Raw genomic sequence first — 22,473 nt, 5'->3', positions numbered from 1 at the left:
AATGATTGCGAAGAACTGCGAACGTGGGGCTCAACCAACTTCCCACAGCGGTACGGCGCCTGTGTATCCCTGCTTGCGATAGACCAGTAATGAGCCCCCACGCGATCTAATCTTGGCACATTGCTCGTGAAGTTCGATCACTTCGCCGCCCTTAATCAGCAACAGAAGACCCATGGCGTCGAAGCGGACTGCGGGAGCGTGGGGATGGACACCAAACAGATCCTCATCGCTCCAGCCGAGCAACTTCGCTGGTGCCGACCAGCGCTGGAAGAAGGTTTCAGCGTCGAGCAGAAGCTGGTGCCACGCTTCGGCACCAAAGCTCTCCAGTGGCGTCATCGACCGCAGTTGCTCAAGAGCCTGTTTGCCAACTGACTCAATATCGCTGGTAACAGTGGTTACATTGGTGACAGGCCGCGGATGCACTTGTTCCGTCGAACGAATTGCATTTCCGACTTTGTCACCAACGGGTAGGGAGGCAGTGGTTACAGTGGTGACAGCGTCCGCCGATGACGCCGCTGTTACCAATGTTACCGCCTGCTTGTTCCGGGTGGTGACGACCGCACCTGGCAAATTTGGCGTTGCTCTCAAAGCCTTAGCCATTCTGTAACCAGTGTAACCAGTGTCACCATCATTTCGATGTGTCGTCTCAAATGCACGAACGAGGATCGCCGACCAGTCAGTCATCGCTCTCCCCCAAGAAGCCTTGAGGACAAACGGTACAGCCGCTGCGATCCCTGTTCGGGTACCCGCACCACGCAACTGAGGTGGGAGCCCGTTTCTGGCGCTATCATCAATTGTCGGGTAATCAGTGCCGCCGCAATTGTCGGAGCATTGAAGCCTTTGCAAACTTCGTCTTTCCAGGCAGACGGCGTTACGTAGTAGTCCCAACCTTCCCCTTCGCGTTTGCGATAACCCGCAACGTCCCTGACAATTTGGTCAGCGGTACGCTCCCATGCGGGGACGAACCGGGACATGCCGTGAGCCGCAACAAACGTTCGAACTTGGTCGATCCCATCTGTGATTTCCGTCGGCTCAATGCCTCCGCGCGCCTCCAGCCAATCTTGGAAGCAGCGCGTTGCAGCTTGGATACCGGTCCCAGGTGCCCACGGCAGAATGCCGGCGCCGACCGCGATCTCGCCGGCCATTCCAATGAGCGCGAAACGCTGCGCAACCCGAACGACCTGACCGTCCGCGGATTCGTCTACAAGATCGGCCCCGAACTTTCGGCTGTGTTCGGTGATCGCTTTCCTGACGTTTTCAATGTCACGTGCGATGTGACGCAGGAACGTTCGTGCAGGAGCGCCATAGGTTGACGTCGACGCTGCCTTGAGGTGGCGTGCGAATGCATCGGCGGACACAAACCCGTGCAGGTCTTCAAAGAGCCCCCAACCCGCGCCGGCATCCGCAGGCAAGTCGATCAGCCGTACAGATTGACCGCCGGCCGCGCGCCTTGCGCGTCCATCCTCGGCAATCTTGTCCGCAAGCGATAGCTCACCGGAGGACAGGAACAGCGTACGCCAATGGGCTGCGGGTTTGGCATGGCCTTCACGATTGCTCCTCGATTTGCCGGATCCGTTGCCAAGCATGTATGCGACTTCACCTGCTTCGCGCGCAGGAACCTGAGACAGTTCGTCGAGACACAACAGTGCATCGCAATGGGCGAGTGCTACGCCCTCCAGGCCATTCGCTGTCGCTCGCCAGGATCTGACGTAGCCGCCCGGCTCTCCGCCTCCCCATACGGAGCCAGCTACGATCAACGCGGTGCTCTTGCCCGTCGATGACAGACCGCGCAGGTGGATGCCACCGCTTTCCGCATTGCAGGGTTCGATAAGAGCGGCAGCGAAAGCGGCGCTAAGAGCAAGGACGAGCCGGCTGTTGCCGGTGGCGGATTTCGCGACGTTTTCCTGCCAGTCGGAGAGGCTACCCCGCAGCCGGAACGAATGCCTTACGGGACCAATCTGCTGAAGGAGAATTGTCTCGTTTGCGGCACGGGCACCGATCGTCTCGTCCGGCAGAACAAACACACCCTCGTGCCACCCAATCCTGGCTGTTGCCCGAGCGCGTTCGGACGAGCGCACCATGCCGAGGAAACTGTTCAGCTTGTCACGGGCTCTACGGCTTGGCGCCACGTAGAGGCCCCCGTCGAGCAAAATGCGCCTTGCATCGGCTCCATCTCCGGCAAGCATCGCTCGCGCGAGCGCGTATCTGTGGACTCTACCATCGTGGTCATTCCATCCCAGCAGAACTCCCCAAGACATTCCTTCGCCATCCCGTGTCTCTGCGAGCAGTTCGAAGGGACCGGCGACAAGCAGTTCGTCGTCGTCCTCGCCCTCCTCCCGCCAGACAAGACCTCTCTTGGTGAAGAAGTATCCAGGCGGCATCGAAGGTACTGCCGGAGCTAGCCTGGCTGACTGCATGAGTTCCTCTGCGTCCACTCCCTCTGGAAGCGGTTCGGCAAGATCCCATCCCTCCGGCATATCATCTGGCAAATGGACCGTTCGAATGCTTATGGCGCCGACGGCGCCGAGCACTCGCTTAACCTGATCCATCGCCTTGCGGCCGGCAGCGTCGGCGTCGCGCCACAGCGTCACGTCGCGTCCTGCCAGGGATGACCAGTCAGCCTTCTCGACAGCGTTCGCTCCGCCAGGCCATGTCACGACGACATAGGGGGGGAAGATGCGCTGGCCAGCGTCAGCGGCCTTTTCGCCTTCGACCACAAGAACTGGTGCGTTTGGACGCGCCGCCAGTCGATCAAGCCCGTAAAGCGGCCTAGGGGCGCAAAATCCTTTCCACGACCAACTCTCGGAACCGTTCTCGTGACGGCACCACGTGCGTGGCAGGATCTGCTTTCCGCCGTCGACATCGAACCTGGCCACGTACCCAAGCAACCGACCATCGCGAACCCGATATTCCCATGTCCCAATCGGTGCTCCGAACCGTGGGTGGTCGAACGGAACCGGAGGCGCGCCTGCAGGGACCGGCGTGATTACGAGTGGGAAAGATTGAGTCTCCTTTTGTGGTTTGTCGCTCGAATCCACCATCCTCAATGGAGCAAAGGCGGGTTCGGCGGTCATGAACTCTGCTCCGTCGTGAGCCCCAGCATCTCCGAGATTTTGCTGGCAGCAACTGGTTGAGAGAGACCGTGAAGGTAGGCCGCGAGGCTAATGACGTCGCCGCCCTTATCTCCTGTTGCGAAGTCGGCCCACTGTCCCGTCCTTAGGTTGATCTTGAATGACCCTAAGTGCCGGTCACTGCGCTTGGGATTGCGTGCCACCCACTCCTGTCCTTCACGCCGGCCATCTGGCAACCAGCGAAGCACGATCAGCGGCAAACATCTCAGCGCTGCTCGTCCGACGACGTCATACCTCACGGACGATCCGACCGACCTCATGACCGCCTCCCATGTGCTGGCGGCGGCACCAGATGAAGCTGGTTGGTTTCATAGTCCTCGACATCCTCAAGCCGGTAGACGACGCGGCCGCCGATCTTGAGGTAGGGAGGTCCTGCTTTAAGCCAGCGCCACCGTTCAAGGGTGCGGGGGCTCAGCGTCCAACGATGCGAGAGCTGGACTTGATTGAGATGGCGGAGATCCAAGGTGCTCATCGGACCTCCGGCAGGGAGGTCAGGAACCGCAGAAGTTCACCTCTGAGAACGATGGTGCGGCTACCGTACTTGCGGGCAGTCAGCTGACCATCCGCTATAGCCTCATAAAGTTTGGTCCGACCAATCCCTGAGACGATACTCGCCTCAGCGAGTGTCAGACCCTCAGTCTGCAGTTCGCGCTTAACATTATTCACAGCCATTCCTCCGTCACCGCCCGCACAACTGCGAACGTGGAGGAAAGCTAGCGAGCCTGGAGCTTCAGAATAGACGTCACGATTTCACTTGGTGTACTGATTTGATTTTGTCTTGGGACGACCTGCTTTTGACCAGCCTGTTGCAGCACTTTCCGCGATGGCCGCTTCCCAAGCTCTTTGAAATTGTCGCAGGGCTAAATTGCCAAACTTCTGCTGCGCCTCCTTCTGATATTCACTTTTCTGCTTCGGACGCCTCTCTGGTGATTCGCGCATGAGAGCGATCAGCCAACGCCGACAATCGCCTTCCGACTTGGATGTCGCACCCTCGCCGGGCCAAATAGCCAGGAGATCATCGCGTCGCAGTCGCACCTTCGTAAAAGGCTCATCGCGGTCCAGAGGGTCGTATTTGACGACGTCTTGGTTGTGTTCCGCGAAAAGCTTCAAATGCGCCCATTCGCCGGCTCTAATCTCAACCAGCGACCCACCTTTATCGAAGCCTTCTGCCTTAAGTCGCCCTTCTGATAGCGCTCGCCAAAGTTCACCTACGGCCTCACGTGGAGTCAGGCGGGCAGACGCTGGCAACCGACCGCTACTCCGCAAGTCTGAATCGAGGAAGGAAAGAAACACGGCATTTGAAGGCGGCCAAGGCTCCAGAAACCAGCCGGCGTGCTTCGCAAGTTGTTCCCCGTTTTCAGTCGGTTCACTCCACTCGTGAAATGCCCAACTACTGCAAAGGCTGCGGAATGCAGCTCCCTGTTCCATAACGAGTTGAAGGTCGCGCCAGGCAATCCACGCAATAGCCTTTACGATGGGCCACCGGCTTTCGGCCATAGGATCGAATGCGGCGAACTCAGGCTGTGTTGCGAAGGGTGGCAGCCCTGCAGCCTTGGCTTCCGCTTCGGCTTCCTGCGGCGTGATTTCCCCGTTGCGGGCCTTGGTGATTAGCTTGTCGCGCAATTCGTCCAAACACTTCGACATCGCCTCAAGCCTCTGCGGAATCATTCTTACAGGTCAGACTCCCCGTTCATGCCGGCGCGGCGCCGATGTTCCTTGGGAGGTTTGATGCAGAATGCGTCGAGTGACTGAAGCAATTCTTAATTTGATCGACAGCTTTCACAGAAGAGGCAGGGCGTTTTCGCTCTATTGCTTTCTTCATCGCACCTGTACTGCGAGCGAACGATTTCGCTGTTCCTTTCGCCCGAGCGAGTTCACCAAGAAACATCTTCCGCGGACGGAATGGATGATGAACTTCGCTGATTCTGATGAACAAGTCCGACCCGATCGATTAACCGAAATCGGTGGGCTGCTGGCGCAAGCGCTAATGCGACTTCAGAGCCGCAAGTCCAGCGCCATTCTCCGTGAGTTCGGAGAAAGTTCGCTTCACTTCACGCCCGACCAGAGCGGTCATGCGAAACCCGTTTCTCCCGAGGTTAATGCATGAAAGACCCTGTTCTGGCCCAGTTGGCCGCGTTAAAGGGCGCACCGGCAGCAGCGCTCAAGGCCAAGTGGCGCGCGCTGTTTGATTCCGAGCCGCCTCCCTACAACCGCCGCTTCCTTGAAAGTCGTCTCGCCTACCGCATCCAGGAACTCGCCTACGGCGGGCTGAAGAAGGAAACAGTCGAACGGCTGCGGGTGTTGGCAAGGCAATACGACGGCAAGGACGGTGGTCGCGCCAAAACCCGCTCGGATCGCCTGCCGATCGCCGGGACGCGATTGGTCCGCGAATGGCAGGGTGTGCATCATTGCGTAACGATTCGCGCCGAGGATTTCGAATTTCAGGGTCGGCCTTACAAATCGCTATCGGCCATCGCGCGTGAAATCACCAAGGTGCGCTGGAACGGCTGGGTATTCTTCGGGCTGAAGAACCACCGCGGTGCTGCATGACCAAGAAGCAACCCACCGCGGTCTCGCCTCAACGGAAACTCCGCTGTGCGGTATATACCCGCAAGTCCAGCGAAGAAGGCCTCGAGATGGAGTTCAACTCGCTCGATGCCCAGCGCGAGGCCTGCGAGGCCTATGTCGCGAGCCAGCGCGCCGAAGGGTGGCTTCTTGTTCGCGATCGTTACGACGATGGCGGGTTTTCCGGCGGAACCTTGGAGCGGCCGGCGCTCAAGCGGCTGCGCGTCGACATCGAGGCCGGCAAGGTGGACGTGGTGGTCGTCTACAAGATCGACCGGCTGTCCCGCTCGCTGATGGATTTCTCCCGGCTGGTTGAGGTGTTCGACCAGCATAAGGTCACGTTCGTTTCCGTCACTCAGTCCTTCAACACCACCACATCGATGGGCCGGCTGACGCTGAACGTCCTTCTGTCCTTTGCCCAGTTCGAGCGCGAGGTGATTGGCGAGCGCATCCGGGACAAGTTCACGGCGTCCCGCAAGCGGGGCATGTGGATGGGCGGCTGGGCGCCGCTCGGCTACGAAGTCCGGGATCGCAAGCTTATTGTCAACGAGGTCGATGCCAAGCTTGTGCGTTCGATCTTCCAACGCTTCGTCAAGACCGGGTCGGTCACCACGCTGGCGCGGGCACTGATCAAAGAGAACGTCCGCAACAAGTACGGCAAGCTGATCGACAAGGGCATTCTCTACAAAATGCTCAACAATCCCGTTTATATCGGCGTGGCCGTGCACAAGGGCGTCTCCTATCCCGGCGAGCATGTCGGCATTATCGATCGGAAGATCTGGGATAAGGTCCAGGCCCGGTTTCAGGAAAGCCCGCGCAGGCGAGCAGCCTCCACACGGGCACAAACCCCCTCCCTGTTGAAAGGAATCCTCTTCGGCCCTACCGGGGTTGCTATGTCGCCGACGCACACGCGAAAGAATGGCAGGCTCTATCGTTACTATCTCAGCCAGACCGTCCTGAAGCAGGGGTCCGACGATTGTCCCGTTGCGCGCGTTCCGGCCGCCGAGATTGAGAAGATCGTGATCGATCAGGTTCGCATTCTGCTGCTGTCCCCCGAAATCATCGTCCAGACATGGCGTAGCGCCCGCAAATCCATCAAAGGCCTGACCGAGTCCGAGGTCCGCAACGCCCTGCAGGCGTTCGACCCACTTTGGAACGAACTGTTTCCTGCCGAACAGTCCCGCATTGTTCAATTGCTCGTCGAGCGCGTTGATGTCCGGACCGACCACGTCGACATCAAGCTCCGGATCTCTGGCGTTTCCTCTCTGATCGGGGAGCTGACCGGCAATTCCAGCACCCAGCGGGACGCCGCATGACGACGACAGCCGCTCAGACTACCAAAACCAGCGTCAGCAAGGATGGGCAGACCGCGACCGTCAGTATCGCCGTCGCTTTCCTCCAGCGGCGCGGTCGCAAGCAGATCCTGTCACCTCCGGGTGCGGCACCATGGTCGGCCGCCCCACGCGTCGACACTGCCTTGGTCAAGGCCGTGGTCCGCGCCCATCGCTGGCGGCAAATGCTCGAAAGCGGCGAGTACGCCTCCTCAGCAGAACTGGCCAAGGCCGAGAAGGTCAATGATTCCTATCTGAGCCGTATCCTGCGCCTGACGCTAATCGCGCCGGACATCCTTGAGGCGATCCTCAGTGGACGCCAACCGAGCACGCTTCAGCTTGATGATCTGCTGAAGCCACTGCCAGCGGCATGGTCTCAGCAGCATTCCCAACTGATACGTCCGCAGTAGCTGCGGCGCGTCGGGCGTGTTGCAACCAAGTTGAGATGTCTGTTGCTCTGCAAAGTTAAAATGTCACTCGGCAGCTTCTGAGGCAGCCTGGGCCGGCGCTGCGGAGACGTCGCTATCGCAGCGGCGGCGGCCCAGGCGGGGCGGGTCGGGCTCGTGATTTTGGGCCTTGAGCGAGGCGATCAACGCGGTCCTTCATCAAGCCGGCTTTTTGATTTGACCGCCTGGGACCGACTAGGTCTCCGCGATGGCGGGGCTGCTTATCCTGCTGCTGCTTGATCCAGGCCAGCACCTCGCCGAGACGCTTGTTCTCGATGATGGCCGCGTGGCTGACGCGCTGCAACTGGTCGAAGGCGGAGTAAGGCAAGGGCAGTCCCTTCCAGCGGATCTCCAGCCGGCCATCGGGAAAGTCATAGATGTCGACCAGCTTGCCTGCCACTGTCGCCGGTGTCTTATCGGGCAGCAGCATGAACTTCATGCGGTTATAATTGACCACCAGCTGTCGCGAGACAGAGCGCTGTTCGCGCCAGCACAGGATGTCGTCGAGATCGTTCATGCCCGCAATCGGCCGATGCAAATCCCGATCTCTCGCCGGCGGCTTGGCGAAACGGCCATTATAGGTTTGCACGAATGCCGGCAGAAATGCGTTCGCAGCCTCCATGGCGCTGATGCCTGCCAGCCGCAACTCCTTCACCAACCGGTCCTGCAGCGTGTGGTGAGCCCGTTCCACGCGACCCTTGGCCTGGCTGGTGTTGGCGCACAAAATCTCGATGTTGAGCTCCGACAAAGCACGGCCGAACTGGGTCATGCCGTCTCCGCTGGCGGCATCCTCCCTCGATACCCGAAAGATGTCGGAATAGAACGCAACCGGCTTGCCATGGTGCTGCAAATAGCTCTTCAGAGCCTCGAAATAGGCAAACGTACTCTCGGATGGGACAAAGCGAAGCTCCATTAGTCGGCTGGTGGCGTCATCGATGAACACCAGAAGCGTGCAGGGCGGCGCCCGGTCCTCGAACCAGCGATGCTCAGAACCGTCGATCTGGACCAACTCACCGACATGCTCACGACGGTGGCGCGGCTGCTGGATGCGTTTGCGCTCGGCCCGTGGCAGCCAAATCCCGGCTCGCCGCATCCATCCGCGCAACGTCTCCCGCGACACCCGCAGATCATGACGTTCGGCCAGCTTCTCGGCCGCCAACGTCGGACCAAAATCTGCGTAGTGCTCTCGAACCAGCGCAACCGCATGATCACGCACAACGTCGGGCAGGCGGTTATTCGATGGCCGGCCACGCCGCCGGTTGGCAATCGCAGGTGCGCCGCCATCCCGGTAGCGCTTTAACAGCCGATGGGTCTGCCGCGTCGTGAGGCGCATCAGATCGGCCGCCGCCGAAGTTGTCAGCCGGCCACCATCAAGCCGCGCCAGTACATCAATCCGATTCAGCTCTCGCTTGCTCATCAGCACCACACCCATCGGATCCGCAGCCTCCAACCCTCACGACCAAGAGGGAGAAGACTGACATTCCAACTTTGCTCAGTGCTGACATTTTAGCTTTGCGCCTACAGGGCGATGTCGCAAATCTATCGTTATGGAATGTCGGTGTCCGCTTTGGCCCCGGACCTTTCCTGAACGTCGGCTTTTGACCCACATTTCTGCTTCAAGCCGAGGAAACCATCGCAGCCGAGGAGATTTGTTGTGTCATAATTATATGCGATCGAGGTTGGCAAAGACATGCAGCCCCGTTCGGGTCTTCATCTGCTCCCACGCGAATTGCATCGGCACTGGATTCCTGAAGATCAAATGACCTTCAATGCGAGGCGTCGCGGACATGCCAACAAATGCCTGCAACTTGGGAATATGTTGGGTGATTATATCCATTCTATCGAGATGCTTTCTCAGGTCGTCGCGCTTCCCTTTCTCGTCCACCTCGCCTCTGTAATCCATGAGTTGCTCGGCAATTTCGCCTTCTGTCTTGCGATACTGCAGATCCTTGCACTCGCAAAGAAGAAGACGACTCGTCTCTTCGTTCCAGGCAAGCACATCGACATCGCCGTAGTCTCGATCGAAGCCAGTACGCAGAATTTCGGTAACCTTCTTTTCGACAGCCGTTTTCCAGCCCAACTCGGTCAGTCGCTCGGCGACCTTCAGAGCAAACGCACTGCCCATCCTGTTACGTGAGTGTCCCGCCCATGACCTCATTTTTGGCTTTAACTGCCAAAGGGGATAATCGCCGCGATGATAGTTACCAAGCATGTAGACGACAGCATCGCGCACCAACCCTGGTGCTAGAATATATGTTGGATCATCGCTCAGATCGATCTGAATCAAGGGCTTTCGCAGAAGTGAGAGTCGTCGCCGAAAGCGCCACGGAAACCGATCTTTTTCATCGAACCCATCCGGCACATTGCGCCATCGTGGCCGACTGACAAGGGTCAGGGCCTCGACAATTCCGGACGCGGCCACCGGCGAGATCGCAATTTCGCCGGTACACGCTTTCAAGAGTTCGCTTTTCTTGATGAAGAGGAAGGCGCGTCCAGACTTTAGCGCGACGTCCTCCAGAATATCGAGAAACGTGCGCGTTTCGTCGAATGTCCCGCCAACCTCTTCCTCCCAAGCTTGCCAGAACTCATCGGGCCAAGCACTCGCATCTGTCGGCTCAGCTTCAGTATCTTCAAATCCCTCCGCGTACGAGTTGATATCGTCATCGACCCGCAAATCGCTTGCGACGCGCGCAAACGGAGCGAGGATTTCCTCATAAAAGGAATGGTTGGCATGGATGTCGCCGAGAGGCGTTATGCGCAAGCGGGGCTCCATACCCTCCCATCTGATCGCATCCGACCAGCCGCCGAGCCTTTGAATCATCATGATCTTTGCCATAAGGCGGGACAGATCGAGCCTGCCAATCTGTCGCCCGCCCGCCAATGGGCACTCACAGATCGCAAATTCAATCAGGAGGCGCGAAGTTAGAAAGACCGCGCTGAGATGCGATTCACGCTCCACCATCGTCTCACGAGTGGCTAGCCGGTCGTTGTGCAAGGCTAAGACGGCCGCAGCTGTGCGGCTCCGGTTATCACGATCCGCTGCCGCGCTCTCGTGGTTAAGGAGAGCACTCCCAATAACAGAGCGACGATCAAGATGGCGAAGTTCCTCACAGATTTCATCTTCGAGAAGTTCGACAAGGGGATTAAGATAGGAGAGGCATTCCTGCGTTCCGACGACATCGCCCCCCTGTGCTCGCTTGCGTTGGCGCCACCCAAGCCCAAGCTTGAGAAATGCGTCGTCGTCGGCATCGATGGTTACAGGAGCAAGCCAAACAGAATCCCGCACGTAATCGCGAAAGCGAAGAGCTAGAAGGGCGTGAGCCTGCCTCGCATGAGCATTAGGGACGATTTCTTTAAGCAAAGCGTTTCGTTCCGGATCGGAAAGGTCTCGGCCCGCCAGAGCTGCAAAGCTCTCAAGGAGACATTCGACAAGGGCACGCTCCGCGATGTTTTCAGGATGAAACAATGCCTCTTCGAAGCGGGGGCAAACCGTAAGAGTAACGGTCGCGTTGGCGCGGTCGATGTAAGGAGTGATTGCCGCCCTCGCATCTTCGAATGTGAGGCGGGCGGGTTCACTCCCTTCCTTATCGCCGAGCTGACCTTGAAAGACGCATTTCAGTAACAGCGGCCCGGCAGGTAATCCCGCGAAGGCCCGCTCCATTACGGGAACGCCCCGGCAGAGCCACGTTTGTAGCATTTTCATTCGCTCGTGAGCGGATGACCGGGCGGATTTGTCGATAATGTCTAGATCGCACCACCAAACGTGTGACTCAGATTCATAGGCTGTAAGCGGGAAGCCACCGTCACCCCGGCCATCGTACGCGTAATAGAAGGGCTCGTCGCTGTCCTCTCTAAAGATGGACTTTCCCTCTTTATAGAGCTTCAGCCATCGGCCGTCTCTGGCTTGAGCGCAGTGCGGATCGGTGGAATGCAGAACCACCTTTCTCACACGGCGTAGAGCATTCTGTTCTACGAGAATCGTGCCCCGCTGGTCGTCTTTGCCAAACTCATCTGGAATATCGCCATGCGGAACGAGATGACCTTCCAGCGAGCGTGACCACCCAACGAGATTGAGGAGACCGTTCACATTCTGAAGTGTAACGCCAAGTTTATTGAGTCGCTTTTCGCTTTCCAGCAGTCGCCACATCGAAAGCGAATTGAAATCGTTCAACCAGCACAGTGTGTGCAGATTGGGGGCGCTAATGGCCTCGAAACTCCAACCCTGCGGCAACCGTGGAACCGGAAACCGAATGGCTGCACGACCGATGCCGCATCCCACGAGCAGAGTCATTCCCGCGCGATAACCGGGTGAGGAACATGCCGGATCGGTAGCAGTATCTATCCAGGCTCCGACGTCTTTGGACAGTTTATCGAGATCGGGTATTTCCCCGACCAAGCCATCCTGTGCAAAGTCCTTCAGGGGATCCACAAAAAACACGACATTGATGAACAATCCCGGATCGACCTCCATCATCACGCCGGCGAGAAGGCTATCTTCCGTTCGTTGAAATTCAATCGGAGCACCGCGGCGCTCGCCGAGCAGCGGGACATCTCCGAAGAGATTGCCGTATTCGATCGCCAGGAAGCCAATGAAGGCTTCTCGAAGATCAATACCTTCCATCATTTCGGTGATGTAGCGGCGGATAGCGGCACTCGTCGCTGTCGGCAGGAGGAAATAAAATTCGCCATTGCGGTGAGCGATCGGAAATCGCTCCAACGTCGAGTGTCCAATCGCCTCTGAGGGCAGCATAGCGCGTCGTTCCGCTGGAAAGCCGAACTCCGCTAGATGCTCAACGGAAATTCCGTACTCTTTGAAGTCCGCCTCAGCAAACGAGACAATTTCAGCCCACGTGCTGACGGTCTCCAACACGGATACGGGCAGCACCTTGGCCCGCTCTTCGCTGCCTAGCTGGTACCGGACGAGCCCCGCTCGCTGGCAAACGAGGTCTGACAAGCGCAACAACGCGTAGACTGGTTCGCGAAGGCGGTCGGCAAGGGGCCCAGCGGGCAGGAGCTCCAAGAGGTTCAAAAATCGCTGAAGATAGAAGCCTGCGGCTTCCCAAATTCCCTCAAGGACCCGGAAATCCCCTCGCGGGGTCACAATCAACGCCACAAAGACATCTTCCGCCGGATCTTCCTTGTGACCGAGCCTTCCCTTTCCGGCCTCCGCAAACAGTCGACCAACGATCTTTCGGTTCGGCTCACGCTGACCGTCGCCTATTGCCAGCGTGAGATGAACCAGAGCTTCGAGGCGAAGGCAGTTGCTTTGAAGCTCCGGCACTGCGAGCAATCCGCCGAACGTAGCCGCGAGTCGGAGCGGGTCGAACGATTGCGTGTCACGAAGGCATGTCTCTAGTTCAGCGACCACAGGTCCAAGGTCCGTACGGCCGCCGATCTCCGCCATCATCGCCATCAGGTCTTCGCGACTCAGAGATGGTTTGTTCAAGAATCACCTATCTAAAATGGGCGTAGTAAGGCGCGAAATCCGGCGTCGCGCAATGAAAGTCGCGAATGACCGGGAGTTTTCGTTCGAAACGGCAAACGTTGATCAGGCAAGATGACAAGAGGTCTGACCACCGCGCGCAGCAGAAAGAGCGCAGCAGCCTAGCGGACTTCTCCGAGAGTCCGCTTATGGTGCACTTAGCAGACCTCAGTATTTCCACGAACAACCGCCTTGCGCCGGAAGCGGCCATTCGTCGATCGGATGTTATTGGAATGCCACGCTGCGCGCCTCCGACGCCAACCTCTTCAGACAAAGAGGTAGGAGCTGACCTTGGCCTGCCGAAACTTGGGATAAGTTTTCGTGCCTTAGCCTACGCCGGGTGTAACCATGATGAGCGCCGTTTCCCGACTTCGGACTTCCCCGTGCGGTGTATCCGCGTGGACAGGGGTGAGGCAGTAAGAACACATCACTCTTTCCGTGCAAAGCGCCTTGAATAAATTCGCATACCCCTTGCCGAATAAACATTTCCTCAATATTCATCAATGATTGCATCAGCTGATCCTTACACCCGGAAATTACCATGCCCTTTCCCAAGGGTCGGCACCCAGGCACTGTCTGGCACAAAGCCGACCTCCAGTGCCACACGCCGCGAGACCGACATTGGGTGGGAACGACAAGCCTTCCAGGCGGCACACCCGCGCATGAGGCCGCCCGCAATGCATGGGCCGAAAGCTTTATCGCAGCGTGTGTCGCAAAGGGCGTCTCGGCCGTTGGGATCACGGACCACCATGACGTTGCCCTTGCCCCCTACGTTCAGCGAGCGGGCGCGGCGTCCCAACCACCCGTCATTGTCTATCCTGGCATTGAAATCACATGTTCCGATGATGCGCAGTGCATCGCCCTGTTTGACCCGGGTGATGACGGCGAAACGCTTCGGAAGCTTTTGCATAAGCTTGCAGGCGTCATGCACGCAGCCGACAATGATACCAAGACCTGTGATATTCTTCCGTCTAACTGGACCGTTGCCGACCTCCACGAATCAGTCCGGGAGGATTTCCACCTTAACGAAGCTTGCATACTATTCCCGCATTTCGGCGATGAGACCGCCCATAAGAGTTTGAACAAACCTGGACACCACACGCGCTTCGCTGATTTGCACGGCGATGGCGTGTATGTCGAAACGCCGTTTGATCAGCTTAGCCCGGGCACGCTCGCAAAAGCCTACGGAAAGATCAGAGACTGGGGGACACGTAGACGGGCGATCCTCGTTACCGGCGATGGTCGTACCGACACGTTTGATCGCCTAGGAATCCATGACTGCTGGATCAAGCTTGGGGAGACCACTATTGAAGCGTTGCGACAGGCCTTGCTCGCCGACGAGGCGCGTATTGCTTACGAGGAACCTGAAGAGCCCTTGGAGCGGGTTGTCGAACTGACCATAAAGTCCAGCCTCACGGGCGATGAGCCCATTTCGATAACTTTCAACCCTGGCTTCAATGCGATCATTGGCGGCCGTGGCTCCGGTAAGAGCGCAGTCCTGGAATATCTACGGTTTGGACTGGCTCGCACCGCGCGCGACCTCGACCACGAAACCGGCCGGGAACGTGAAGAGCAGTTGATCGAGGAGACCCTGGTAGATGGCTTTGTCCAGGTGGTTATTGAGAGAGAGGGCGTAACCGAGACTTGGCGGCGCGACTTGGCGCGCGACCAGATAGCAATAACGCCGGCATTCGGAGATCCGCTGTCCCTTTCTCTGGCGGATGCGCGAAGGCGGTTTCGTGGCCGGGCGTTCTTCCAGAAGCAGCTTTCCACAACGACAAGCAGCCCCGAATCTGCAGTTGAACAGATCACCGGAATCGCAGCCGCCGAGGCGTTAGATAGGCGGCGAGAAATCGACCAGGCTATCGAGAACGCCAAACGGTCGGTCACGACCACACTTCAGCAAGCCGTCGCGCATTGGCACACCGTTTATGAACGATCATGGGCTTTAACCAACGCTGCGGACCTGAGAGCTAGGATCGCGGCCATTGGCGATCGTCTCAAAGCGGAAGGTGTGTCCGACGCACATCTTGCCATCATTTCCGACGCGCCGAGACACGCGCGCGGTCGCAACCTGCTAACATCGGCGAACGATTTTTTAGCTAACGAGCATGAGCGCCTGGCTGTTGCTAGAAAGCACGTCTTGTACCTCCCTATGGAGCAGTATTCTGATTCGACGACTTTCCCGGAGCTGGCAACTTTAGTTGGCAAAATTGATTCCGCGCGAGCGGAGATCATGGCCCACCTTACACAAGGTATAGCCGTTGTAGGAAATTTGGCGGCCGCCGTATCCGAGGCTCACGATATTTATAAAGCGCGTGAGGAAGATTTCCGTGGGAAGCTTGCAGAGGCTGTTGAGTTTCAGAAAAAGCACAAATTGCTCTTGGATGAAAATGCAAGGCTAAATGCCGAACTCAAGGCTGCCGAACAGCAGCTTTCAGCCCTTTCAGCGAAACTTGCCGACTCCGAAGGCGCAGAGCAGGCCTTCCAAGATGCGCGAGATAGGCTCAAAGCGTTGGTTATGAACCGCCGCGAGGTGCTGACGGAAGCGGCGGACCAAGTCGCGGGCAAGTCTAGCGAGTTGTTAAAGGCACGGCTAAAGAAGGACCCTGCCCCCGTGGAATACTGCGACGGCTTGAACGCCCTTATGGACCGGGCCGCAGTGCACGATGCGTCAGAACGCTGCACGGCTTGGATCAAGCGAATACTGCATGATGATCCGGACGGGGCTTGGGATTCGATTTGCGACTCCCTCATTGCAATCTACCGCGCGAAGATTGAATCAGGTGTCCCTACGGAGCCTGACGAAGAACTCGCGACCATGCTCAAGGAATTTCTGAGCTTAGAAGGCAATATCACCAATCGCCAGCTTTCCCGCATTTACGCGAACGTCGGCGATTCCACCGTCGGAGCGGTGCTATCCGCGGTTCCGCACGATTATATTGCGATGACCTACGTGGACGGCGGCAAAGACATGGCCTTCGCCAAAGCGTCACCTGGGCAACAGGCATCAGCTCTATTGGAGTTACTGTTAAAGCAATCCGCCGGCACCCTGATAATCGATCAACCGGAGGATGACCTCGACAACCGGGTGATCATGCGGATTGTTGAACTAATTCGCATATCCAAGAGCCATCGCCAACTCATTTTTACGACTCACAACCCGAACATGGTGGTGAACGGCGATGCAGACAAAATAATTGCACTAAAGGCGGGTGACCCGGTGGTGGGCAACCAGCCGGAAAACCCTCGCGTTGAAATCTCCGAAGATGGCGCCATCGAAACACCGGCTGTTTGCGCCGTCATCACCCAGGTTATGGAGGGCGGAAAGGAAGCGTTCGACCTTAGAAGCCGAAAGTACAGGTTCGAAGCCTAACGCTCACTTCTCTTTTGTTTCAGCGTCTCAGCGGTTCGCATAATGTCGGACAGTGTACATCGAACCGGGGTCTCCAGACACCTTCTCCCGAAAACGGAAATATTCCGGCATCTGCCCAGAGACTTTCGGCGTTTTCGCCGTGCAAGTGGACAAATACGGAGCCTGGAGACCGATAACCAATTCGCAAGAGCCCGCTATGGCGGGCATTTCTCCGACTATTAGGGGTGGTTTCTCTAAGCGCCGGACTGGTTGGCTGGGGCGGGAGGATTGGAACTTTGAGATGGCGAATTGGAATCAGGGAATAAGAGCAGCCGTGATCACTAATTTGGAAATTGGAGCCTCTCGGCTATCCGAGAAATATTTCCCAACCCCATTCCCCTGAAAACTCATAAGCAACTCGAAACAATCGCATTTCGAAAACCGTACTAAACGGGCGGAGTCCAGAGGTTCGGAGAAAAACCTGCCTTTCGGAGAAAATACGACGATTCTGGTGGTTCCCAGTCCGGAGCTCAAGTTGGAAATGACTACGGATACTAGGCTTAACTGCCAAGGTGATCCGTCGGAGAAAACACTGCGTCGGCTGATCTGGCGGAGGGAGAGGAGCTGGGATCCAACCTTCTCCGCGTACACGAGCGTGGCGGAGAGTAAACCAGCGTACACTGAGTCGGGCCACAGTCAGATCTAGCCTACATCTGGGAGTGGCTATACCCATCCTTGTCTCGTCGTAATTATTCTTCGGCAACTAAAGGTGGCGCGATTTGCCTTTTTGCCTCGTCTCAACATGACGACATTCCAATCGGTGTGAGCCGTTCAATCGTTTCGCGCAGCGACATGCGGAATGATCTCAGGGAACATTAGCTTTTCGACCATGTTCTACCTGGGGCGGATTACCGCTTAATGGAGTTACCAATGAAAACACCTTTCCTCGCTGCTGCACTTCTCAGCGCGGCTATTGTGAGCAGCTCTGCTTACGCTCAAACTGATCGACCTGCTCCCGCCACCGGTCCAACCGCCAACACCAGCACTTCCTCGGACCAGAAGATGATGCTGAAGGGCAAGTGGCGTGCCTCGAAGCTCATGGGGCTGGACGTCTATAATGAGGCCAATGAAAAGCTGGGCGACGTCAACGAACTGATCCTCGACAAAGACGGAAAGGTCAGCGCGGTCGTAATCGGTGTGGGCGGTTTCCTTGGCATGGGTGAGCATGACATCGCTGTCAGCATGGACAAGCTAAAGTTCAAGGAAGAACCCGTGCGCACAACCTCGACGACGCCTGCAACCACCGAACGACGCGATACCCCAACTACAGGAGCGGCCACAAATACGGCCGCGACACGCGACACGTCGAACGTCAACGATTGGGTGCCTGATCACGCCGTTATGAGCGGCACGAAAGAACAGCTCAAAGCTATGCCACAGTTCAAATACTCCGACTATAACTAAGGCCGATTCGTTTAGAACGGGGCCCCGTACTGTTACGGGGCCCCTTTGCTGCGCACTGTTGTGTCTAGCGAGCTAAACGGTATGTATGATTGCCGGACACACCCGATTGCCGAGCTATTAAGCAACGGCAGCAGCCATTGCCGGATGATGCACTCAAGAGGTCGCGCGTGGTGCAGAAGATCAGGCGGCAGCGTGACAGAGCAATGAAACGAGCCTACAGCCCCAATTCCTTCCGAACGGCGGCAGTGGAATTGCCGACCTTCTTGACGGCGTTTTGCTATTTGGGTTGCGGATCAATCAAGCCTTTGCCCGGCTCCTCGTATTTTCCCGCCTGATGAAGACTTACAGCGCGGCCAAGTGCGCGTGCCACGTTCAGCACCTCTTCCTGAAAAGCCCTGTCCTCATCTAGTGCCTCATGGGCGGTCGCGTAGGGCTGCATGTAACCAATATAACCATCCGTCTCTGCCGAGCGCCCTGCCGAAATCAGCGACATGTCGGTTAGCCAGTCGACCAGAGAGCGCCTCAAAGTTTCGGCACCCACGGAATCACCGTGGGTGACAAGACCGAAATGCCGGCCGGCCAGATGCCGCGGGTAGGGCCATCCCTTCAGTTCCAGGCCTTTCGCTTCGTCGGGCTTTTTACCATGGGTTGACGTAGGATCGGGATTGCCGCCATCGGCGCAAACCAGCCGGTCGATCATTGCCTTCAACGCCGTCGGCGCATGATACCAGTTGACGGGCGTTACGATCATGATGCCGTAGGCTGCGACCCACAACGGATAGATTTCGTTCATCCAATCGTCGACCTGGCCAAGCGAGTAATTCGGGTAGCAACTGCATGGCCAGTGGCACAGCGCCATCGAAGTTGAAACACAGGATTTGCAAGGGTGTATTTGCTTTCCGAATTCGGATGCCAATCGGCTGAGGTCGAGAATGTCGACCGCGAAGCCCGTTTCCTCGAAAATCGGCTCAACCGACTTGATCAGCCGCCAGGTCTTCGACATTTCGCCGGGGCAAGTGTGCTCGCTGCGCGAGGACCCGTTTATCAGCAGGATACGTGGTTTCTCGCCGGCGTCGTCATGTCGGCATTGTGCGGCAAGAATTGCCTCGCGGGCCGCCAGCCAATCCACGGAGATTTCATAGTCCGGGTCGGCAAAGCCCGGCCCGGCCTTACGCGTCAACGGCGATTTTCGGGAATTAGTGTATGCATCCCAAGCCGCATCCACGATCGCACTAAGTTCGCGATCCAAGGGGCTGAAAACCGGGTCGATGAAGCGGCTACGATAACGTTTTTCAAATTCTTCTCGGGATAATTTGACAGGAGACATTCCCTTACGAACATCGATTTGGGGCAAAGACGCGACCTCCAAACGGAGACATTTCAACCTAACGCCGAGGTCACATCTGCGTTCCAAAAGCCCGCGATGCAACACTTTGGGACACGCCCAATCCCGAATTCGATCAAGCGCGGCGGTAATCGGACCGACCGTGCTGGCGCGGCGTCCCTAGTGATAATGGGCCATCAAGTTCTCGAAATGCTCGGAACGATGTTCATTCCTGCCGATTGTTGGAAAATGATACGCGAAGGAGAGATCCCATGGAATTGAACGGCAAAAAGATAGCAATTCTAGCAACAAACGGCTTCGAGCAGGCGGAACTTGAGGTGCCGCGGGACCGGCTGAAGAAGGCTGGCGCGACGGTGGACATCGTTTCTCTGACCGCCGGCGATATTAAGGGCTGGGACAAAAAGGACTGGGGCCGGCCGGTGAAAGTCGATAAGACCCTCAATGAAGTTTCCGCGAATGACTACGACGCAATCGTATTGCCAGGCGGCCAGATCAATCCAGACCTGCTGCGGGTCGAGTCGAAGGCGCTCAAATTCATCAAGGATATCTTCGATGCCAAGAAGGTGGTTGCTGCCGTCTGCCACGCGCCATGGCTATTGATCGAGACTGGCATAGCGAAGGGCCGAAGGATGACGTCCTTCAAGTCCATCAGGACCGACGTAGTGAATGCCGGCGCGAAGTGGGAGAACTCCGAAGTCGTTGTCGATCAGGGCGTTATCACGTCGCGCAACCCGGACGACTTGGAAGCATTCAGTGCCAAGATAATCGAAGAGGTCAAGGAAGGCCGCCACACGCAGCGCAGCGCGGCGTAACGGCCATGAAAAGCACCAAAATAGCGGTCGACGCGGGAGCAGAATCCCGCGTCGTCATCCTGGAAACCGGCGAAGAAGCGTTCGTAGCACTGACGAAATTCGCTAACGACGCTGGAATTACCGCTGCCTCCCTGACAGCAATAGGCGCCTTCGAGAAAGCCACAGTCGGCTGGTTCGATTTCGAGAATAAGACTTACAAGAAAATCGAAGTCGCCGAACAGTGCGAAGTCTTGAGCGCAATCGGGGACATCGCCGTCGGCGACGACGGCAAGGCAAGCCTTCACGTTCATGTTGTTCTCGGGCTGCCCGACGGCACGACACGCGGCGGGCATCTTCTCGAAGGCAAGGTCCGGCCGACTCTAGAGGTTGTTCTGACCGACACCCCCGCTCAGCTAAGACGAAAGAAGAGGGCGGATCTCGGAATCGCCTTGATCGACATTGGTGCCGGGAATCGCTGATATCAGCTTAGCCCAGCGCATTTTCCAATTGCCGGTTGCTCATCTTCGAGCGGCCTTCGATGGGCCTCCGATTTGGATCCGGTATCCGTCGAACTTGATTTCATGGAGCCAGTCCCCTTTAGGGCCTTGGACTCAGGGTCGCCAGTTGGTGTTTGATGAACCCCGGCATGCCTTGAGGACGCCGCATCACTCAACTCAACAAAATGCTAGCTACCACGAAATTGACCCGCCGCGTCGTGGGAGAGCGCAAGGGGTCAGGGCGGATGTCCTTCGGGAGGGACAGCAATTAAAGCCAGGAAAGCCACATCGTTCCTGAGTCCGCTAGCTGATGCACCCTTAGCGCCATTGCTTTTTTGTGAAACCGAATTGTTACCTCTGCGTTACCCCACCCGAAGACGGGGAGTATCAGATGGACATAGCCCGCTGCCCGAAGTGCAACAAAACGCCTGATGGCGATGATCGGCGAGAATGCTAGGACCGAACTCAGGTGTCTTAAGTGCGATCAGGTTGATCCCATGAAAACCAACGCCGTGAAATGGGCTCACGGTCCTTTGGCCGGTCCTCCGAAAGCGGCCTAATAGCGTCATGGGAATGCAAAAGGCCATCAAAAAGCAGGCAATCATCGCGGAGCGAGTCGCAACCCAAACCGCCGATGCCTTCGTTGCGAACCAGATGAAGACACTGGCCGAGGCCTTTAGGGCTCAGGCCAAAGTGATCAAGAGGAACAAGAAAAAGAAGAGGAAATGAGCTTTATCGTCAAAGCGATGTGCCAGCACGGCGAAGTTGTGCACCGCAGAAAAACCTCAGAGGCGGCGCTCAAGAAGGCGCGCGAGATGTCCAGAGCCGGGTGCTACAACGTCCACATCATTACACCCGAGGGACGGGATTACCATTCATCCGAGTTCGGCGATATTCCGCGGACGCCCGTCGTTGCGGCTGGGAGGCGTGAACCTCACCACGTTTGAGCGACGACAACGGTCGCGCGCGAGCGCGCGGCGCTCGCCGGTGGATTTGGCCTCTAACCGCTCGGCGAGCGTCCATCAGTTCATGCACGAGCGCAGACGCTCAAATGAACGGCTTGCCGCCGGTGACGGCGATCGTCGTTCCGAAAGTGTAGCTGGATAGCGGATCGGCAAGCATCACATAAACGGTCGCGAGTTCGGGCAGGCTGACCGGCACGCTTCATTGGCACCTGCTTTCCGAAGTTCTTGACTGCTTCGTCGGGCATGGTTGAGGGAATGAGCGGCGTCCAAATTGGCCCAGGCGCCACCGCATTCACCCTGATGCCCTTGTCAGCGAGCATCTGTGCCAGTCCGCCGGTAAAGTTCTGGATGGCGCCCTTCGTCGTTGCGTAGGCGAGCAGGGTCGGGTTCGGCATGTCTGAATTCACCGACGCTGTGTTCACGATGGCGCTCCCAGGCCTCATGTGCGGAACGGCAGCCTTCGCTAGATAAAACATCGCGTGGATATTGATTTTAAAGGTCGTCTCCCATTCTTCGTCGCTGATGTCGCCGATATCGTTAAACGTCGCCTGGTGCGCGGCGTTGTTGACGAGGATGTCGATGCCGCCCAATTCGTCGACGGCCCGTTGAATGACCGAGCGGCAATGGTCTGCACCCCCAATGTCGCCCGCGACGAGGACGGCCTTGCGTCCTTCCTTCTCGATCAGCGCCTTGACCTCGTTGGCGTCGTCATGCTCGTTCAGATATGCGATCAGAACATCCGCGCCCTCGCGGGCATAGCCAATCGCGACCGCGCGTCCGATCCCGCTGTCGCCACCGGTAATAACCGCCTTCAAGTCCTTCAGCTTGCCCGATCCCTTGTAGCTATTCTCCCCATGATCGGGACGCGGATCCATCTTCGTTGTCGATCCCGGCATCGACTGCTTCTGGCTCGGATATGGCGGCTTCGGATAATCGCGCATCCAGGAAATCCTTTCTGGTAAGTCGATTATTCAAATGACGGAGCCTGCATCCGGTTCCGGTCCAGCCAGCGAGGCCTGGTTGCAAAGGGGATAGCGGGTGTGTGAACTGGTTAACAGAACAACGGCACGCCCTCCGGTACGATCCAAGCGATAACTTGGG

17 protein-coding genes and 2 pseudogenes are annotated in these 22,473 nt (G+C 57.5%); 10 read left to right on the top strand and 9 right to left on the bottom strand.

The window, feature by feature from the left end; genetic code table 11:
- Positions 1-30: 30 nt before the first annotated feature.
- From N554_RS40110 to N554_RS0119140, 4 genes are all read right to left on the bottom strand, one after another.
- The gene (locus N554_RS40110) at positions 31-684 is read right to left on the bottom strand and encodes a hypothetical protein (protein WP_156041989.1); all 654 of its coding nucleotides are present in this window, start codon (positions 682-684) and stop codon (positions 31-33) included.
- The gene (locus N554_RS0119155) at positions 681-2,717 is read right to left on the bottom strand and encodes a DUF927 domain-containing protein (protein WP_197033634.1); all 2,037 of its coding nucleotides are present in this window, start codon (positions 2,715-2,717) and stop codon (positions 681-683) included. Before N554_RS0119155 ends, N554_RS40110 begins: the two co-directional genes overlap by 4 nt.
- Before the next feature lie 670 nt (positions 2,718-3,387).
- Positions 3,388-3,603 (bottom strand): helix-turn-helix transcriptional regulator, encoded by a 216-nt coding sequence (locus N554_RS38495; RefSeq protein ID WP_081851317.1) that lies wholly within the window; start codon positions 3,601-3,603, stop codon positions 3,388-3,390.
- 278 nt (positions 3,604-3,881) lie between these two features.
- Entirely contained in the window at positions 3,882-4,763 is an 882-nt protein-coding gene (locus N554_RS0119140; protein WP_156041988.1) for a hypothetical protein, read from the bottom strand.
- A gap of 112 nt (positions 4,764-4,875) precedes the next feature.
- Here N554_RS0119140 and N554_RS40105 point away from each other — a divergent pair, with 112 nt between their 5' ends.
- Genes N554_RS40105 through N554_RS0119120 form a run of 4 tightly spaced genes read left to right on the top strand, consistent with a single transcriptional unit; the run spans position 4,876 to position 7,437 of the window.
- Positions 4,876-5,238, top strand: a complete 363-nt coding sequence (locus N554_RS40105) for a hypothetical protein (RefSeq protein ID WP_156041987.1) — start codon at positions 4,876-4,878, stop codon at positions 5,236-5,238.
- A complete protein-coding gene (locus tag N554_RS0119130) occupies positions 5,235-5,681 on the top strand; it encodes a DUF2924 domain-containing protein (protein WP_029584932.1) in 447 nt (148 codons plus the stop codon). The genes N554_RS40105 and N554_RS0119130 overlap by 4 nt, the downstream gene beginning before the upstream one ends.
- Positions 5,678-7,012 carry a recombinase family protein gene (locus tag N554_RS0119125; RefSeq protein WP_029584931.1) on the top strand — a complete coding sequence of 445 codons (1,335 nt, stop codon included), beginning with the start codon at positions 5,678-5,680 and terminating at the stop codon, positions 7,010-7,012. The genes N554_RS0119130 and N554_RS0119125 overlap by 4 nt, the downstream gene beginning before the upstream one ends.
- Positions 7,009-7,437, top strand: a complete 429-nt coding sequence (locus tag N554_RS0119120) for a hypothetical protein (protein ID WP_029584930.1) — start codon at positions 7,009-7,011, stop codon at positions 7,435-7,437. The genes N554_RS0119125 and N554_RS0119120 overlap by 4 nt, the downstream gene beginning before the upstream one ends.
- 112 nt (positions 7,438-7,549) lie before the next feature.
- Here N554_RS0119120 and N554_RS0119115 read toward each other — a convergent pair whose 3' ends face one another.
- Positions 7,550-8,905: an ISNCY family transposase gene (locus N554_RS0119115; RefSeq protein WP_051677575.1), complete on the bottom strand. Its 1,356-nt coding sequence runs from the start codon at positions 8,903-8,905 to the stop codon at positions 7,550-7,552.
- Between the two features lie 231 nt (positions 8,906-9,136).
- The gene (locus N554_RS0119110) at positions 9,137-12,886 is read right to left on the bottom strand and encodes a hypothetical protein (protein ID WP_051677570.1); all 3,750 of its coding nucleotides are present in this window, start codon (positions 12,884-12,886) and stop codon (positions 9,137-9,139) included.
- 610 nt (positions 12,887-13,496) lie between these two features.
- On the opposite strand from N554_RS0119110, the gene N554_RS0119105 reads away from it, so the two are divergent.
- Positions 13,497-16,331 carry a TrlF family AAA-like ATPase gene (locus tag N554_RS0119105; protein WP_029584927.1) on the top strand — a complete coding sequence of 945 codons (2,835 nt, stop codon included), beginning with the start codon at positions 13,497-13,499 and terminating at the stop codon, positions 16,329-16,331.
- 909 nt (positions 16,332-17,240) lie between these two features.
- A complete protein-coding gene (locus N554_RS0119100; RefSeq protein ID WP_029584926.1) occupies positions 17,241-17,774 on the top strand; it encodes a PRC-barrel domain-containing protein in 534 nt (177 codons plus the stop codon).
- 214 nt (positions 17,775-17,988) lie between these two features.
- Here the strand turns inward: N554_RS0119100 and N554_RS43055 are convergent.
- Positions 17,989-18,048, bottom strand: a pseudogene (locus N554_RS43055) (DUF3606 domain-containing protein); the annotation flags it as partial.
- Positions 18,049-18,051: 3 nt separating this feature from the next.
- Positions 18,052-19,101: a flavodoxin family protein gene (locus N554_RS0119095; protein WP_371259505.1), complete on the bottom strand. Its 1,050-nt coding sequence runs from the start codon at positions 19,099-19,101 to the stop codon at positions 18,052-18,054.
- A gap of 269 nt (positions 19,102-19,370) precedes the next feature.
- Between N554_RS0119095 and N554_RS0119090 the strand changes: the two genes are divergently transcribed.
- The 4 genes from N554_RS0119090 (at position 19,371) to N554_RS40100 (ending at position 21,354) form a co-directional block, all read left to right on the top strand.
- Positions 19,371-19,931 carry a type 1 glutamine amidotransferase domain-containing protein gene (locus N554_RS0119090; protein ID WP_029584924.1) on the top strand — a complete coding sequence of 187 codons (561 nt, stop codon included), beginning with the start codon at positions 19,371-19,373 and terminating at the stop codon, positions 19,929-19,931.
- 5 nt (positions 19,932-19,936) lie between these two features.
- Entirely contained in the window at positions 19,937-20,389 is a 453-nt protein-coding gene (locus N554_RS0119085; protein WP_029584923.1) for a PPC domain-containing DNA-binding protein, read from the top strand.
- 591 nt (positions 20,390-20,980) lie between these two features.
- Complete coding sequence (locus tag N554_RS41060) at positions 20,981-21,136, top strand: hypothetical protein (RefSeq protein ID WP_197033638.1); 156 nt, start codon at positions 20,981-20,983, stop codon at positions 21,134-21,136.
- The gene (locus tag N554_RS40100) at positions 21,133-21,354 is read left to right on the top strand and encodes a hypothetical protein (protein WP_029584922.1); all 222 of its coding nucleotides are present in this window, start codon (positions 21,133-21,135) and stop codon (positions 21,352-21,354) included. The genes N554_RS41060 and N554_RS40100 overlap by 4 nt, the downstream gene beginning before the upstream one ends.
- Positions 21,355-21,454: 100 nt before the next feature.
- Here N554_RS40100 and N554_RS36080 read toward each other — a convergent pair.
- Positions 21,455-22,313 (bottom strand): annotated as a pseudogene (locus tag N554_RS36080) (SDR family oxidoreductase).
- Positions 22,314-22,473: the final 160 nt, after the last annotated feature.

The organism is Bradyrhizobium sp. URHD0069 (genome assembly GCF_000701345.1).
In the GTDB taxonomy this organism is placed as follows: domain Bacteria; phylum Pseudomonadota; class Alphaproteobacteria; order Rhizobiales; family Xanthobacteraceae; genus Bradyrhizobium.
Note: the sequence above shows the minus strand (reverse complement) of the source record. Positions and strands in the feature narration are given on the sequence as shown.